Below are 13,624 nucleotides of genomic sequence, written 5' to 3'. Positions count from 1 at the left end.
GTCATTGGTCATTGGTCATTGGTCATTGGTCATTGGTCATTGGTCATTGGTCATTAGTCATTTGCAAAGGACAAAGGACAACTGACAAATGACAAATCTATTTACACGATGTTTCCAGAGTTTGCAAATTAGCTTTCATTGCCTTGAAATAATGCTGTGGATCTGTTTCGCCAGTTTCTAGAGAATCGAGAGTACGCAAAGTTATTTTTAAGTCTTTAGAGAGGCTGTTCAGCAGTTTATTATCTACTCCTGGTTCGCTAAATAAAGCTTTAACTTTGTATTTTTTCACAGCGTTAACGGCATTTTGGACATCTGTTGGTGAAAGTTGATCTTCGGGAATTTGCACCACAGCAACTTGCTTGAGGTTATAGCGTTTGGCTAAATATGGAAACGCATCATGAAAGGTAATAAAGGTGCAACTGGGATTTTTCTGCAAAGTTTGTTGAAATTCGCTGTTTAAAGTTTCTAATTCTTTAATATAAGCCGTAGCATTTGCTTCGTAAGTAGCTTTGTTCGCCGGGTCGGCAGCAATTAATCCATCTCGAATATTTGTTACCTGCTGTTTTGCTAAAACTGGATCTAACCAAACGTGAGGATTACCTTGACTATGTTCGTGGTCTTTTGCATCTGGCGCTGTTTTCACGACAGGTGAAATTTCATTTAAAGGTTTAATACCTTTACTAGCATCAATTTCAGTTAATTTGGGATTTTGGGCATTTTTGACAGTACCTTCCAGAAATTCCTCCAAACCTAAACCATTTTTTACTAACACCTTAGCAGTAGCGATCGCTTTGACATTTGCTGGTGTCGCTTGGTATTCATGTACCTCCGTACCAGGTGGCACTAGAATTTCTACATCTGCCACATCCCCAGCTACTGCCTTAGTAAACAAATATATCGGCAAAAATGTCGCTACTACTTTAGTTTTTCCCGACTGTGCCTGTGGGGTAGAAGCAGCTTCCTGTGCTTGCGGCGACTGTTCAGAAGTTGTTCCCTGATTTGGATTCGATTGGCTACACCCAGCAGCCATCGACAACATTAGCAGAGCAATTATGGGCAAGATGCCGCTTCTTTGCCTACCTGTTCTAATTTCTCTGCAATTCACAATCATGATATTTCTCCTCAAAACGGATGCTTGCTCTACCTCTGTCATCATCGCTATTGACAATGGGAAGTATTCTAAATTTTATACTATAATAATTCTCATTCTCATTTTTAGGACATAATATCATTTTGGGTTTCCTGTGTAATGAGTAACAACAAAACTTTTTCAGACGGTACAGCCCTCTGCAATTTAGTTTTCCCTGAATAATTAGGATTTCTTGACTTTTTTTGTTAAAAAGGTTGCTGAGTTCTGATAAGATTACTGACAAATATTTTCATGAAATACACGTTTAAAAAAAATGTGGTTTGGGTGTGAATTGGAGAGCAATGTGAGGATAAAAATGCAAAAATTCTGTAAATATCTGCTAGTTAGTCCAGCAATCTGCGGTGTCATGCTATTTGTGAATACTGCTACATTTGCAGGTGAAATATCCAACACGTCTGAAATCAATCAACCGCAAGTTTTAGCTAATCCAGACATAAAAGCTGAGAACATAGCGCCAGATAAGACAATGGCGCAAGTTACCTCCGTATCTCAATTTTCCGACGTACAACCCACTGACTGGGCATTTCAAGCATTGCAATCCTTAGTTGAGCGCTATGGCTGCATTGCAGGATACCCAAATAGCACTTATCGCGGTAATCGGGCATTAACGCGATATGAGTTTGCTGCTGGTTTGAATGCTTGTCTCGATCGCGTTAACGAACTTATTGCTACAGCCACTGGCGATTTAGTTAGCAAACAAGATTTAGCCACATTACAAAAATTGCAAAAAGATTTTTCTGCAGAACTGGCGACACTCCGAGGTCGTGTGGATGCAGTAGAAGCACGCAGTGCTGAATTGGAGGCGAATCGGTTTTCAACTACAACCAAACTGCAAGGAGAAGTTATCGCAGTTGTCAGCGATGTTTTGTCAGGAAATACAGTCAACGGTGCGGAAATTACAGATGAGAATACAACTTTAGGGTTACGGGCGCGGATAGAATTAGTAACCAGCTTTACAGGGAAAGATACGCTGTTCACTAGAATCCAAGCTAATAATATTCTCAGCCCTAACATTGGTACACCAGAGGGTAACTTATTCTTTGCTGGTGATGGTACCACTAATGCTTTTATAGATGCCTTGTATTACAAATTCCCTCTGGGTGAAAGAACAGAGGTTACTGCTCTTGCCAACGCAGCCGCAGCAGATGATATTACCAGTACTGTCAATCTCTTTGACGGTGATGGCTCCTTTGGTGCTTTGTCCACCTTTGGTACACGCAACCCAATTTATGGCCAAATAAATGGCGCAGGGTTGGCAGTAACGCACGAGTTCAGTGATAAATTGGCACTGAGTCTAGGGTATTTGAGTGGTACAGCTAATGACCCTACACCCAATAATGGTTTGTTCAATGGTTCTTACGGTGCGTTGGCACAGTTGACAGTTAAACCAAGCGATCGCATTTCTATCGGTTTAACTTACATCAATTCCTACAACCAACCACTACTCACAGGTAGTAATGCCGCCACTTTCCAGGATATAGCAGCTATCCAGGGTTTACCAGAAGAGCAAGTAGGATTTTCCAGTAATTCTTACGGTGTCGAAGCATCCATTGGCATCACTGATAACATTGTCTTGGGTGGTTGGGCTGGATACACCAATAGCCAAAGCTTAAGAGGAACCCGTGGAGATGTTGATATTTGGAACTATGCTGTCACTCTCGGCTTCCCTGACCTCGGTAAAAAAGGTAACTTAGCAGGTATAATCGCTGGTGTGGAGCCTAAATTAACAAGTTCTAACATCGCAGGGTTGGATAGCGATCCTGATACATCCTATCATCTTGAGGCTTTCTACCAGTATAAGCTGAGTGACAATATCACCATTACTCCTGGAGTCATCTGGTTAACATCTCCAGATCACAACGACACTAATGATGATGTTGTTATTGGTGCATTGAGAACCACATTCAGTTTCTAATTTTTTAAAATATTAAAAGAAGACGCAAATTTATCCTTTGCGTCTTTTCTTTTGTGTATAGGTTTAAAAATAGAACTCAGCATTTTTACCGGGCTTGATATCTTATACCAATTCAATTAATGATTGCAACACATCCTTGGCTAAAGACGCGATAAATCGCGTCTCTACAAATGGTCTATTTGTCACATTATTTTTTCAAATTGGTATTAAAACAATGTGAGTTTGACGGTTAGGAAAGGTCAAAAAGGTTGCTAGATATGAATTTGCTCAACTGAACATCCACGCAGCCTGAAAAAAGTCGCGTTCACAAAACATCGCATAACGATAAGTTGAATGCACAACAGAATTGGTAGCGGCATAATTGTCAACCAAATTTTCTAATTGTTGTGTTAGTGGTTGAAAATCTGCGCTGCTATAAGTACGAATCCAGTCTGCATATTGATGATTAGGAATACCGTTATAAGCCAATTTTTCTCCTAAAAAGGCATACAAACGCATACAGGGAGACATCGCCGCAGCAGTTAAACCCACATCTTTACTCCAAGCAGTTGCTAACAAAAAATCAGTATAGCGGCGGGTGGCAGATGCAGGTTCTACAGAATACAAATTGACTCCCCACTCAAAAGCATAGCTACTATGCAGCCGTAGTTCTTCTAAAACTCCACTAGCTAAATTATGAAATGTGGTGAAACCTAACCAGTCTGGTGCTTTAGCTGCGGCGATACTGTAGGCACGCGCAAAAGCTTCTAAAAAAAAAGCATCTTGCCCTACGTAGTAAGCAAATTTAGCTCGCTCAAGAGTACCATCGCCAATGCCTCGAACGAAAGGATGCTCTAGACAAGCTTGGGCTAAGTCTTGATTTGCTGCCCATAATTCGTTAGATAAAGTCATTTGTCATTTGTCATTTGTCATTTGTTATTATCCCCCTATTGAAATTAAAAAGGGAGATAGTAGCAACAGTCATTTGTCATTTGTCATTTGTCATTTGTTATTATCCCCTTTAAAAAGGGAAGAACTGAAGCAAGACTGAGCCAATACTTCCCAAAAAGTCAACGAAGTTGGGCTTACCAGTACTTACCTTCTCATTGACGGGCGTTTGCAGTTCTTTGATAAAAGCTTCGGCTGTTAGGGTTCCAGTACTGTTGTTTTGGGATGTAAACAATTTTTGTGCAACTTGAGCATCTTGGAATGCACCTTGTCTATCTAGTATTTGGTAACGGGCGACACCACGAGCTAGATAAGCATCTGCATATTCTGGTTTAATTGCGATCGCTTGATTAAAATAACTGATTGCTTGCTGTTGGTTGCCTTTTTGCCCTTCTGCTACACCCAAAGCATAAAATTCTGCTGGTGAAGCAATTTGTGATGGTATCGCAACTGCACCTTGAAAGTTAGTCCCATTCAAGTAAGCGCCAGTTAGTTCTGCATTTGCTAAATAAGTATTTCTCAAATCAGCACCCGTCAAATTTGCCCCATTAAATTTAGCTTCGCTCAGGTTAACGCCAAATAAACTCGCGCCACTTAAGTTTGCACCCCGCAAATCTGCGCCGCTCAAGTTTGCGCGGCTGAGGTTAGCACCTGTGAGATTAGCACCGCTCAAATTGGCTCCAGATAAGTCAGCCATCACTAAACCTGCACTTGTCAAATCACAGTTTTGACATTGTTTGGTTGCTAATAACTGTTTAACATCTTCAGAATTTGCTGCTTGTACGGTTGTTGTCAAACTAATCGTGGTTAAAAATGCAACTGCGCTTAGAATTTGGCTTTTCATATTTGTGTAATATTTTGGACTCAGTAACAAGATTGACTGAGATGGATTTATACCTCAGCATTATGATATGAGCAATCTCAACAATTTGCCCTCTGTAGTTGTCTACATCACTGATAAATTGGCGATACCTTTCCTGTGGAAGGCTATGCTAAAGGATTGTAGAAAAGTTGTAAAAGTATAAATTGAGCCGTTATTAAGACTGATAACCCCAGTAACAAGGGTAATGAGCATCATTCATTAAGATAAATGATACACTCCATTAGAGGCGAAACTCATGTTACCAAATTAAACTCACTGCAAAATATCGCTTCAAAGAAAGCATCTGTAACATCGAAATAATTAGTCTTTTTTAAAATAAAGTAAATTAGTAGAGTAGTATCTAAGCCTAAAACTTGCCCTGATAACTGGATTAGTCATTGTCATCAAGGATGCTCTCGCTCAAGAGCAAAATGATAGATTTGCTTTTGGATACCCTGATTTTAAATAAATATGAGACTATAGAAATATTAAGGCAGTCAGAAAAACGTGAGTCAGCAAGACAAACTCTTAGAAAAAATTCTCTCTGGGACTTCTGATACAGATATCCCTTTCGCCCAACTGTGGCAACTTTTATATACACTAGGTTTTGAAGAACGGATTCGTGGCGATCATCGTATTTTTGTCAAAGCCGATGTTGAGGAAATATTGAATCTGCAACATAAAAAAGGAAAAGCCAAAAGCTATCAAATTAAACAAGTTCGGGCAGTGATTCTCAAATATAAGCTAGGAAGTAAAAATGATGTTTCGGTATGAAATTATTCTCTATTGGAGTGAATTAGATCGAGCCTTTATTGCTGAAGTCCCAGAGTTATTAGGCTGTGCTGCTGACGGTGATACTTATCAAGAAGCCCTGCATAATGTAGAATTAGTTGTGCAGGAATGGATAGAAACTGCTAAGGATTTGGGGCGTCCAGTTCCTGAACCTAGACCGCGTTTGATGTACATTTAGTTGATATACAAACCAAGTTAAACTGATTTTTTCACATTATTCAGAAATATTTAATACCATCTTTAGATACGTATCAGAAAAATCTTCACTAAAAGACATAAAAAATTCTACTGGCTGCTATTATCGTATCTAATACCAATTCTCTATGAAGATGCGCCTAATTATTTTGGGACATAGCGAATTATCTTCAGAAAACCTCTGTGTACCTTTGCGCTAACCTCTGTGTCGGCAGTCGCTCATGGGGGAAACCCCCAAGACTGCGCTGCCTCACCTTTGCGTTGAAAAAAAGTTAGAATTTGGCCCAGCTTTACAAAGAAACGGTATAAGTTATAGTGATTCTCATTTGAATGGGTACATGGCTAGGGACACGGCAATGCCGTGTCCCTACGAGTATCTGTATTCATCTGTGGTTAATTGTTTTTGTCTGTACCTTACCCATGCGAGAACCACGGTATACGCCAAGGTTCTGTAAGTTCAGTATTTTGAAGATGACAGAGCAAGTCTAAGTGAAGAACTTAGTTACTAGCAACCTTACAAATCACCATAATATGTGATTTGTATTTGTTAGTAGTATAGTGAAGAAGTTGTAGTCCAGAACGTTCTAGTTCTTGTAACAGTTTAGGAATTTCATACTTGTGATGTCGCCAAATAGTAATCTCTTCACCTTTAGAGATTTCAATATTTTTATCTATCCCCATTTGACTAAAATTTATAGTGTAATCATGACGTAGTTTTAGATTAGCAACAATACTATCTGTTTTTAAATCGTACTTTCTTACCAGTTCGCAATCTTCAGATTTAATCCCAATTTTCTTTTTAACCCATCCATAGACTTCTTCTACATGGTACTTGCAGCCACCTCTAACTATTCCGTCCCATTTAGAGTTAGAACCAGTTTCATTAGTAAATACTAAAAGATCACTTTTTCCCATGCTCTCTCTAAAGTTTTTGAACACCTCCTCTCTATTTTGATGATTTCCAATGGTAACTCCTAAGTGCAAAAATATTTTTGCTGTGTCGTAAATTTCAAGGCTAGCTTGATTTTGGAATAAAATTTTGGGAACAGAACTACTTTCTATGTCAATTGTCGAGCTGATAAACTCGACTAGTGGAAACCATTTGATAAAATTACTTTTGGATAGATGAAGCAATTGTTCACTAATATCTAAAGCTATATATTTATTAACTTTTCCTAATTTATTTAGGTTGGAGATAAACTTTTTAACAGGATAGGAATTACCTGCACCAACGTCTATAATATTTACTTTTCCACCAGTTTTGATATTGCCATTCAGATATTTAAAATTATCTTTTAAAAGGTCAATTTCTACATTTGCTCTTCTATACCATCTCGGAATAACATATTTCCGGTAAAAATCATCCCAAATTTTTGCACCTCTCCCCTTATACGAATACTTGAGAGGGATTTCTCGTCTGCCTTCTAATGCATGAATTATCCCTAAAACTTCTTCTTCAGAAAAAAGAGAGTAGAACTCAGAACTTGGCTTTGCTGTGCGACTGATAGCAGGTGAAATATCTAAGGGAAGTCGGGAATTGCTATGAAAGTTTTGAGCCATTATTCTTGTTCTTTGATTTTCTTCGGTCTTGAAATTGATTAGCCGCAATGCTTGCTAAAAATGTATTCTCCCATGCTACTGTCCCAAAACCTGGAATTGTCATCACAAAGAACAGGGCTGTTCTCTATCTCACATTCCCCACTCTCAAAGAAGAAATTAGTTTTTTACAATCAAAGTACGAGATAATTTTCCAAAGATACAGGGATGAATTGCAGTGGTTCAGCAACCAGAACTCCAGGAAACTTCGTTGATAAAGTCAACCCAGCGCGTGCTAAAAAGTTTAAGCACTTATCGGTGGACTTCACTGGGAGCATTAGTCAGCCTGTTGCTGCTGACGATCGCTAACGCTGTCACTCCACAACTATTTCGGTGGGGAATTGATGAGGGGATCGTGCCAAAAAATCTCCAAATTGTGCTATATAGCGCTGCCTGGATGGTAGTTGCGGCGATCGCTCGTGGTGTATTTAACTTTGGACAAAGCTATTTAGCAGAAGCAGTGTCTCAGGGTGTTGCTTATGACCTGCGAAATACAATTTTCAGCAAGATTCAAAATCTCAGTTTCAGCTTTCATGACCAGGCGCAGACTTCCCAACTACTAACCCGTGTCACCAGCGACATTGAGCAGATTCGTACCTTTATTGGCACTAGCTTAATTCAGGTTGTCGGTTCAATTGTGACATTGGTGAGTATTTCAGTGGTTTTGCTGGTGATGAACTGGCGATTAGCCCTAATTACCCTCACAGTAGTACCTATGACCGCATGGTTGATGGCACAATTCATCAACCGAAATAACAAACTTTTTCGACAAGTACAAGAGCAACTGAGCAACCTGAATGCTGTATTGCAAGAGAACTTGCTAGGAATCCGGGTAGTGAAAGCTTTTGTGCGGGAGTCAACCGAAAGGTCACGTTATACAACTCTGAATGATGGCCTAGTCAAGGCAAACATGAAGACTATTAGCGCCATCCGTGCTACCTTCCCGTTGATCTTTTTGCTGAGTAATTTGGTAACACTGGCAGTTTTCGCCTATGGGGGAGCGCAGGTGATTGGAAATCGGTTCTCCATTGGCCAACTGGTGGCGTTTAACTCCTACCTAGCGTTAATACTCCAACCGATTTTGTTGATTGGATTTGCCGCACCTGCGATCTCTCAAGCTGCGGCTTCTGCAGAACGAGTTTATGAAGTTGTGGATGCAGAGGTAGAAATTCGCGATCGCCTTGGTGCTGTCCCATTTGACACCTGCGGTGGTAGAATTACCTTTGAAAATGTTTCCTTTCGCTATCCAGGAGCGACAACTGAAGCTCTTAAAGAAGTATCCTTTGAAACCAAGCCTAACGAGCTAATCGCCGTTTTAGGAATGACTGGTTCAGGAAAAAGCACAATTATGAACCTGATTCCCCGCTTTTACGATGTCACAAATGGGGCAGTTCGCATTGACGGACGAGATGTAACAAGTTTCACACTCAAAAGCCTCAGATCGCATATTGGTATTGTTTTTCAAGAAACCACCCTCTTCTCTGGTACAATTCGCGAAAATATTGCCTACGCCAAACCTGATGCCACCTTAAAGCAGGTGATTGAAGTTGCAAAAACCGCCCAAATGCACGATTTTATTAGCGGTCTACCCAATGGCTACGAGACGATTGTGGGTGAACGCGGTGTGGGCTTATCTGGTGGACAAAAGCAGCGAATTGCGATCGCTCGAACCTTACTAACCGATTACAGCATTCTGATTTTGGACGATAGTACCTCGGCTGTAGATGCCAAAACCGCTGCTCAAATTCAAGCCGAACTAGATGGCTTAATGCGCCAAAAAGCTTGTACAACCTTTGTAGTGGCTCAACGCATTAGCACCATCCAGAATGCTGATCGCATTTTTCTCATAGACAAAGGACGATTGGTAGCACAAGGCACACACGAGGAATTGATGCAAACCAGCCCACTTTACGGTGTAATTTTGGAATCTCAGGTAAAACCAAAGGAGAAAAAATGATCTCCAATTAACATAATTAATTTTGCTCACAGCTTTGTAATAAAGACTTTTAATCCCAAATCTAAAATCCAAAATTTGTATGAGAGGCACTATTCCCGTTGTTGCATCTGAGCAAACGAGTCGGCAACCTTCCACCCTGCGGCGCTTTTTGGAATATGTGCTACTCTATCGCAAAGAAATTCCCATCGCCCTGACATTAGTATTCATTGGTGCCATAACCCAGGCAGTTGGGCCGTTCTTTATCGGCTGGTCGATCGATCATTTGATTGCACAAGGGAATTTGCAAGGACTGCTGATGTTGTTAGGGCTACTAGGGCTGAACTATGGACTTGGCGTCTTAGCAATTCGGGGTCAAATTATTCGAGTCGGCTGGATTATGCAGCGATTACTGGCTCAACTGAGACAAGATATTTTCATTAAAATCCAAAGTCTGCCACTTAGCTTTTTCGATCGCAGCGAAGCAGGCGATTTAATGAGCCGATTGCTGAATGATGTCAACACCGTGAATCAGGCATTTGGACTGACAATCGCCCAAATGCTAGGCAACACTTTCAGTTTGGTTGGCATTGTGATTGCAATGCTCTCAATCAACTTGCAACTCGGTTTATTGAGCAATCTGGTTGTGCCACTGATGATTTTTACCACAAGCTTATTTGCACGTTGGGCAAGAGCCAGATTTCGCGTTACGCGACAAACTATTGGGGAGCTTTCCGCCAAGTTAGAAGAAGATATTGGCAGCGTGCGAGAAGCACAAGCATTTAATCGCGTACAGATGAATATCGCAGAATTCGACATTCTGAACGCCGCCAATAGAGATGCCAACGTTGAGGCTGTGGCAATTACCTCAGCCTTTTTGCCCTCCATCGATTTTCTCAACACACTAGCAACCGCAGGCGTGCTAGCCTATGGCGGTTATCTGGCAGTAACAGGATCTGCAACTGTGGGTGTGGTGACATCCTTTTTACTTTACGTCCAGCAATTCTTCCGCCCTATCCAAATTCTCAGCCAGTTTTATACTCAAGCTCAATCTGCTTTCGCCGGATTAGAGCGAATCTTTCTATTACTAGATGAACCGTCAGAACTCAAAGATGCAGCCGATGCCACAGAAATGCCGCCTATTCAAGGTGAGGTGACATTCGAGAATGTCAAATTTGGCTACAACCCAGATCAACTGGTTCTCAAAGGAGTGAATTTGCACGCTTATCCAGGACAGATGGTTGCATTAGTCGGGCCGACTGGTTCGGGAAAAAGTACAATTATTAACTTGATTTTGCGCTTCTATGATGTATCTGGCGGTGCCGTGAAAATTGATGATATTGATGTGCGTAGCGTGACTCAAGCAAGTCTGCGGCGTCAAATTGGCATCGTCCTGCAAGATAATCTTTTGTTCACCGGTACCGTCGCCGAAAATATAGCTTTTGGCGCTCCTTACGCCACTCAAGCTGATATCGAAGCGGCTGCACAACTGGCAAATGTGCATGAGTTTATTACCTCACTCCCACAGGGTTATACAACTCAATTGGGCGAACGGGGAGCGCCCCTAAGTCAAGGACAGCGACAACTAATCAGTATTGCTCGGGCGGTATTAATTAATCCCCGAATTCTGATTCTTGATGAAGCCACCAGCAGTATCGATACCCGCACAGAAGCGCTAGTGCAAAGTGCGATCGCTCGTTTGCTTCAAGGTCGTACCAGTTTCGTAATTGCCCACCGTCTCAGTACAGTTACTCAAGCAGATCGGGTATTAGTAATTCAGCAGGGAGAAATTGTAGAACAGGGTACTCACGCCGAACTCGTTAATCAGCAAGGTGTTTATGCCAACCTTTATGCTCTGCAACTGGGTGCAGCAGACACAACGGTTCTTCAAAACAAAAAGTAAAATAGATATATAGCTCGATACCAATTGCCAGCAAAAAATGAAGCTACCTAACCTCGATTCACAAACCATAGATCGCATCATTGAAATGGCATGGGAAGATAGAACATCTTTTGATGCTATTGAGGCTCAGTTTGGGCTACTGGAGAAACAGGTAATTGCCCTAATGAGGCGCGAAATGAAGGAATCTAGTTTCCAAATGTGGCGAGAGCGAGTCACCAAACGCAATACAAAACATTTATCTGGGCGAGAATTTGTTGTAGGTCGGTTTAAATCGCACAATCAAAAAACGTAAGTAATTGGGTAAGCGAGCGCTATTTTGTGATATGTTCAATTAAAATATTGTCCAAAATCATCAAAGGCTAAAATACTGTAAAAAAATACGCCTGCGCTCGCTTGCATCAATTGAGTGAAAACTACTAAATTCACAAAGCACAATGACGAAAGTTACACTCTATATTGCAGCTAGTTTGGATGGCTACATTGCTCGCAGCGATGGCAAAATTCAATGGCTATCAATCCTTGATACAGAAGATGAAGACTACGGTTACACTGCTTTCTACGAATCGATTGATGCGATCATCTTAGGCAGCAAGACGTATGAAGTAGGACTGGGTTTTGACCGATGGCCTTATCCAGAAAAAAAATCCTTCGTATTCACCCAGCGTAATTTCCAATCCGATCGTGAGGACGTTGTGTTTGTTTCTGACCCAGTAAAACAGGCGTTAGCTAATATAGAAGCTCAAGGCTTTAAAAATATCTGGCTAGTTGGTGGCGGAAAATTAATCAATTCGTTTCTTCAGCACAGCTTGATTGACGAATATATTATTTCAACTATTCCAATTATCTTAGGTGGCGGTATACATCTTTTTCCACCATCTAACCATGAAGAAAAATTAGAGCTGATTAACTCACAACAATATCCAAGTGGTTTACTTCAAGCACATTATAGGCGACAAGAAAATATTTAAAATAATTCGTAATTCTTATTGATATTTTCTACGAATTACGAATTACGAATTAGCTAAAGAAGCTTCTGAACAGCATTGCTAAAGTCTTCGTAAGGAGAAACCCCCACAATGGTTTCTGCTAAAATACCATCTTTAAAAATTAAAACTGCTGGAATACTGCGAAGACCGAATTGTTTGAAAATTGGCTTATTGTTGTCAACGTCTACCTTAACGACTTTAGCGCGACCTTTGTATTCTTGGGCAAGTTGATCCATTAACGGACTGACTAAGCGACAGGGGCCACACCAAGTAGCAGTAAAATCAACAACAACAACTTTCTCTTCACTTCCATTTAAAACAACATCAAATTCACTTTCTTCAACGTAAGCAACTATGTCAGTATCTGTAGACATTTTTGAATTCCTTAGTGTCAAACTAAAATTTCAGCAAAAAGCTAACTATACAAACTATACTCCCTTCTGAGTGACAGATTCATTAGTTGCCTACATTCACTGGGAAACCCTACAGATGAGTTGGGCTGGGTAGGGTATATTTAATAACTTAAAATCTTTGTACGTAGAGTGCGATCGCATAACACATTCTACCAACCAACCTAATCCAAAAACCCATACCTTCAAGGCGTAGAAGCGTCAATACTCATCCTGCCGATCAAACAGTTCTAACAACCCAATTGTGCCTACAAAAAAAGTATAAGTAGCATATTTTATTGGCATCTTTTGTCTTGAAGGTGCATAAAAAGCTGCTATAATGCTCTCAATAAAATGGCTCATTATGGCAAAACGCTCAATCCAAAAAATAGGATTAAGGCTACTTGGCACATTAATATTAGTTATTACTGCATAAATATTCCACAATTCCAATCCAATTGCGCTTGTTATAAGCACTGTAGATATAATTTTTACAAAGGTATAAATCTTTTTCTTGATAAACTTTAAGTCCATACTGGTTACAAAAATAATATTTAACATACAGCATTTTGCATCTAAATGAAGTACATCCTTACACCAATTTGAAAAAAGAATGCGACAGATACATACTCCCAAACCTTTGTTCTGTCTGGCTTTCTTAATTTTGAATTTTGAATTTTGAATTTTGAATTTGTATTACCCCCCTTAATCCCACGCTACTTGCTATAACGGAGGGAACCTCCGCAACGCAGTGGCTCCCCAATGTATTGGGGAGAAATTCCCAATTTAGTTCCCTTCCCAATACATACGGGGCTACGGTGTACACACAAGTCTCTACGTTGTTCTTTGAATCTGGGTTTTATCCCACCCTAACCACTGCTTGAATTCAATGAACGACCACCCGAATTCAATGAACGACCACCCGAATTCAATAAACGACCACCCGAATTCAATAAACGACCACCCGAATTCAATA

13 protein-coding genes are annotated in these 13,624 nt (G+C 40.5%); 7 read left to right on the top strand and 6 right to left on the bottom strand.

Going from position 1 to position 13,624, the window contains the following annotated elements; all coding sequences use genetic code 11:
* Window positions 1–97: 97 nt before the first annotated feature.
* Window positions 98–1,111 (bottom strand): metal ABC transporter substrate-binding protein, encoded by a 1,014-nt coding sequence (locus tag HWQ58_RS28745; protein WP_292870696.1) that lies wholly within the window; start codon window positions 1,109–1,111, stop codon window positions 98–100.
* Between the two features lie 334 nt (window positions 1,112–1,445).
* Between HWQ58_RS28745 and HWQ58_RS28740 the strand changes: the two genes are divergently transcribed.
* Window positions 1,446–3,065, top strand: coding sequence for an iron uptake porin (locus HWQ58_RS28740; protein WP_292870693.1), 1,620 nt, complete (start codon window positions 1,446–1,448; stop codon window positions 3,063–3,065).
* A 267-nt stretch (window positions 3,066–3,332) separates the two neighbouring features.
* Here the strand turns inward: HWQ58_RS28740 and HWQ58_RS28735 are convergent, their stop codons facing one another.
* Window positions 3,333–3,956 (bottom strand): TenA family protein, encoded by a 624-nt coding sequence (locus HWQ58_RS28735; protein WP_292870690.1) that lies wholly within the window; start codon window positions 3,954–3,956, stop codon window positions 3,333–3,335.
* Window positions 3,957–4,065: 109 nt separating this feature from the next.
* Window positions 4,066–4,836: a pentapeptide repeat-containing protein gene (locus HWQ58_RS28730; RefSeq protein ID WP_292870687.1), complete on the bottom strand. Its 771-nt coding sequence runs from the start codon at window positions 4,834–4,836 to the stop codon at window positions 4,066–4,068.
* Window positions 4,837–5,361: 525 nt separating this feature from the next.
* Here HWQ58_RS28730 and HWQ58_RS28725 point away from each other — a divergent pair.
* Complete coding sequence (locus tag HWQ58_RS28725) at window positions 5,362–5,628, top strand: toxin HicA (RefSeq protein ID WP_104908170.1); 267 nt, start codon at window positions 5,362–5,364, stop codon at window positions 5,626–5,628.
* Entirely contained in the window at window positions 5,612–5,824 is a 213-nt protein-coding gene (locus HWQ58_RS28720; protein WP_292870683.1) for a type II toxin-antitoxin system HicB family antitoxin, read from the top strand. The genes HWQ58_RS28725 and HWQ58_RS28720 overlap by 17 nt, the downstream gene beginning before the upstream one ends.
* A 515-nt stretch (window positions 5,825–6,339) precedes the next feature.
* On the opposite strand, the gene HWQ58_RS28715 is transcribed toward HWQ58_RS28720, so the two are convergent.
* Entirely contained in the window at window positions 6,340–7,401 is a 1,062-nt protein-coding gene (locus HWQ58_RS28715; protein ID WP_292870680.1) for an L-histidine N(alpha)-methyltransferase, read from the bottom strand.
* Window positions 7,402–7,615: 214 nt separating this feature from the next.
* Between HWQ58_RS28715 and HWQ58_RS28710 the strand changes: the two genes are divergently transcribed.
* The 4 genes from HWQ58_RS28710 (at window position 7,616) to HWQ58_RS28695 (ending at window position 12,241) form a co-directional block, all read left to right on the top strand.
* Window positions 7,616–9,394, top strand: a complete 1,779-nt coding sequence (locus tag HWQ58_RS28710; RefSeq protein ID WP_292870677.1) for an ABC transporter ATP-binding protein — start codon at window positions 7,616–7,618, stop codon at window positions 9,392–9,394.
* Between the two features lie 79 nt (window positions 9,395–9,473).
* Window positions 9,474–11,273: an ABC transporter ATP-binding protein gene (locus HWQ58_RS28705; protein WP_292870674.1), complete on the top strand. Its 1,800-nt coding sequence runs from the start codon at window positions 9,474–9,476 to the stop codon at window positions 11,271–11,273.
* A 37-nt stretch (window positions 11,274–11,310) separates the two neighbouring features.
* Entirely contained in the window at window positions 11,311–11,565 is a 255-nt protein-coding gene (locus HWQ58_RS28700) for a TIGR03643 family protein (RefSeq protein WP_292870671.1), read from the top strand.
* Window positions 11,566–11,707: 142 nt separating this feature from the next.
* A complete protein-coding gene (locus HWQ58_RS28695; RefSeq protein WP_292870668.1) occupies window positions 11,708–12,241 on the top strand; it encodes a dihydrofolate reductase family protein in 534 nt (177 codons plus the stop codon).
* A 53-nt stretch (window positions 12,242–12,294) separates the two neighbouring features.
* On the opposite strand, the gene trxA is transcribed toward HWQ58_RS28695, so the two are convergent.
* Both trxA and HWQ58_RS28685 read right to left on the bottom strand, forming a co-directional pair.
* Window positions 12,295–12,633, bottom strand: coding sequence for a thioredoxin (gene trxA, locus HWQ58_RS28690; RefSeq protein WP_292870665.1), 339 nt, complete (start codon window positions 12,631–12,633; stop codon window positions 12,295–12,297).
* A gap of 237 nt (window positions 12,634–12,870) precedes the next feature.
* The gene (locus HWQ58_RS28685) at window positions 12,871–13,182 is read right to left on the bottom strand and encodes a hypothetical protein (protein WP_292870699.1); all 312 of its coding nucleotides are present in this window, start codon (window positions 13,180–13,182) and stop codon (window positions 12,871–12,873) included.
* Window positions 13,183–13,624 lie beyond the last annotated feature (442 nt).

The organism is Nostoc sp. LPT (genome assembly GCF_017115165.1).
GTDB lineage: Bacteria > Cyanobacteriota > Cyanobacteriia > Cyanobacteriales > Nostocaceae > Nostoc.
Note: the sequence above shows the minus strand (reverse complement) of the source record. Positions and strands in the feature narration are given on the sequence as shown.

Excerpts from the sequence above, each read along its gene's own strand:
- HWQ58_RS28695 (WP_292870668.1), top strand. The coding sequence starts at position 11,708 with ATGACGAAAGTTACACTCTATATTGCAGCTAGTTTGGATGGCTACATT.
- trxA (WP_292870665.1), bottom strand. The coding sequence starts at position 12,633 with ATGTCTACAGATACTGACATAGTTGCTTACGTTGAAGAAAGTGAATTT.
- HWQ58_RS28705 (WP_292870674.1), top strand. The coding sequence starts at position 9,474 with ATGAGAGGCACTATTCCCGTTGTTGCATCTGAGCAAACGAGTCGGCAA.
- HWQ58_RS28740 (WP_292870693.1), top strand. The coding sequence starts at position 1,446 with ATGCAAAAATTCTGTAAATATCTGCTAGTTAGTCCAGCAATCTGCGGT.
- HWQ58_RS28685 (WP_292870699.1), bottom strand. The coding sequence starts at position 13,182 with ATGGACTTAAAGTTTATCAAGAAAAAGATTTATACCTTTGTAAAAATT.
- HWQ58_RS28735 (WP_292870690.1), bottom strand. The coding sequence starts at position 3,956 with ATGACTTTATCTAACGAATTATGGGCAGCAAATCAAGACTTAGCCCAA.
- HWQ58_RS28730 (WP_292870687.1), bottom strand. The coding sequence starts at position 4,836 with ATGAAAAGCCAAATTCTAAGCGCAGTTGCATTTTTAACCACGATTAGT.
- HWQ58_RS28700 (WP_292870671.1), top strand. The coding sequence starts at position 11,311 with ATGAAGCTACCTAACCTCGATTCACAAACCATAGATCGCATCATTGAA.
- HWQ58_RS28715 (WP_292870680.1), bottom strand. The coding sequence starts at position 7,401 with ATGGCTCAAAACTTTCATAGCAATTCCCGACTTCCCTTAGATATTTCA.
- HWQ58_RS28745 (WP_292870696.1), bottom strand. The coding sequence starts at position 1,111 with ATGATTGTGAATTGCAGAGAAATTAGAACAGGTAGGCAAAGAAGCGGC.
- HWQ58_RS28720 (WP_292870683.1), top strand. The coding sequence starts at position 5,612 with ATGATGTTTCGGTATGAAATTATTCTCTATTGGAGTGAATTAGATCGA.